The sequence below is a fragment of the Streptomyces sp. NPDC059851 genome, from assembly GCF_042732005.1.
Lineage (GTDB): Bacteria > Actinomycetota > Actinomycetes > Streptomycetales > Streptomycetaceae > Streptomyces.
Window position 1 is genome coordinate 1 of record NZ_JBHWJJ010000291.1, and the last position, 2,076, is coordinate 2,076.

The window sequence follows — 2,076 nt, forward strand, 5'->3', positions numbered from 1 at the left end:
CGTCGAGGTGAACTGGTCCGCGTTCTACGCCGGTTCCGGCGCCCGGCGGGTGGAGCTGCCGACGTACGCCTTCCAGCGGCAGCGCTACTGGCTGCCGATGGCGAACGGCAGCACGCACATCGGTGCTGCCGACGAGCTGGACTCCCGGTTCTGGGACGCCGTCGAGCGCGAGGACCTGGAGTCGCTCGCCGCCACGCTGGACGTGGCCGACGAGAACGCCTGGAACACCGTCCTGCCTGCACTGCCGGCCCTGTCGGCCTGGCGACGTGGCCTGCGGACCCGGTCCGAGGTGGACCGCTGGCGCTACCGGGTGTCGTGGAAGCCACTGGCCGACAGTACGTCCGGTGCGCGGCTGTCGGGTTCCTGGCTGGTTGTGGTTCCGGCCGACGGCGTGGACGACACCGGTGTGGTGGGCGCCCTGGCCGGGCGTGGTGCCGAGGTCCGCCGGATCGTGGTCGAGGCCGGGACGGACCGTGCCGCGCTGGCCGGGTTGCTGGCCGACGCCGAGGGTGTCGCCGGTGTGGTCTCCCTCCTTGCCCTGGACGAGGCGTCCGGTGTTCTCCCGACGGCCGGCCTGGTGCAGGCGTTGGGTGATGCCGGGGTGGAGGCGCCGCTGTGGTGCCTCACCCGGGGCGCGGTGAGCGTGGGCCGTTCGGACCGGCTCGTCTCGGCGGTTCAGGCCCAGACGTGGGGCCTTGGCCGGGTGGCGGCCCTTGAGCTGCCCGGACGCTGGGGCGGTCTGGTCGACCTGCCCGAGGTCTGGGACGAGCGGGCCATGGCTCGACTCGTCGGCCTCCTGGCCGGCGGTGTTGCCGGTGAGGACCAGGTTGCCGTCCGCTCCTCCGGGGTCTTCGGGCGTCGGCTCGTCCGCGCCGCGGCCGGCACCTCCGAGTCCTGGACTCCGTCCGGGACGGTGCTCGTGACCGGGGGTACGGGTGCGCTCGGCGGGCGCGTGGCCCGCTGGCTGGCCGGTGCGGGTGCCGAGCGGCTGGTGCTGACAAGCCGCCGGGGCGCTGATGCTCCGGGCGCCGCCGAACTGGCCGCCGAGCTGGCGGGACTCGGCGTCGAGGTGTCGGTGGTGGCGTGCGACGCCGCCGATCGCGAGGCCCTCCGCGGCCTGCTCGCGGCCGAGGCCGGGACGCTCACCGCTGTCGTCCACACCGCCGGGGTGCTTGACGACGGTGTCCTGGACGCCCTGACGCCGGAGCGGTTCGAGACCGTGCTGCGGGCGAAGGCCGTCTCCGCGCTCAACCTGCACGAGCTGACCGTCGAGCTGGGCATCGAGCTTTCCGCGTTCGTGCTGTTCTCGTCCATGAGCGGCATGACCGGCTCGGCCGGCCAGGCCAACTACGCTGCTGCGAACGCCTACCTGGACGCGCTCGCCGAGCAGCGGCGCGCCGCCGGCCTGGCTGCGACCTCCCTGGCGTGGGGCCCGTGGGCCGAGGGCGGTATGGCCGCCGACGATGCGCTGGACGCGCGGATGCGGCGCGAGGGTCTGCCGCCGATGGCGCCGGAGACGGCGATGGCCGTGCTGCGGCAGAGCGTCGCGTCGTCTGCGGATGCTGCCCTGCTGGTCGCCGACGTGGACTGGGAGCGGTTCGGGCCCGCGTTCACCGCCGTCCGTCCCAGTGCCCTCTTCGCCGAGTTGGTGGAGACCCGGCCCGCCGGGATCGCCGCAGCTGCCGAGGCCGGGACCGGTTCGCCGGTCGAGCGGTTCGCCGGACTCGGCCCGGCGGAGCTGGAGCGGGAGCTGCTCGGTCTGGTCCGCACCCAGGTCGCGGCCGTCCTCGGGCACGACGGAATCGACGCCGTCGGCGCCGACCGTGCGTTCAAGGAGCTCGGGTTCGACTCGTTGACCGCGGTCGAGCTGCGCAACCGGCTGGGTGCGGCGACCGGTGTGACGCTGCCGGCCACGCTGATCTTCGACTATCCGTCCGCTTCTGCCCTCACGGCGTTCCTCCGGGACGAACTGGTGGGCACTCGGGCGGAGATCGCCGGTCCGGTGACCGTGGCCGTCGATGACGATCCGATCGCGATCGTGGCGATGAGTTGCCGGTTCCCGGGCGGCGTCCGCAC

Annotated in this window: 1 protein-coding gene; it reads left to right on the plus strand. The window is 73.9% G+C overall.

Annotated elements, in window-relative coordinates; all coding sequences use genetic code 11:
* A partial coding sequence (locus ACFV7Q_RS38795; protein ID WP_385435662.1) for an SDR family NAD(P)-dependent oxidoreductase occupies positions 1-2,076 on the plus strand: 2,076 nt, incomplete at both ends.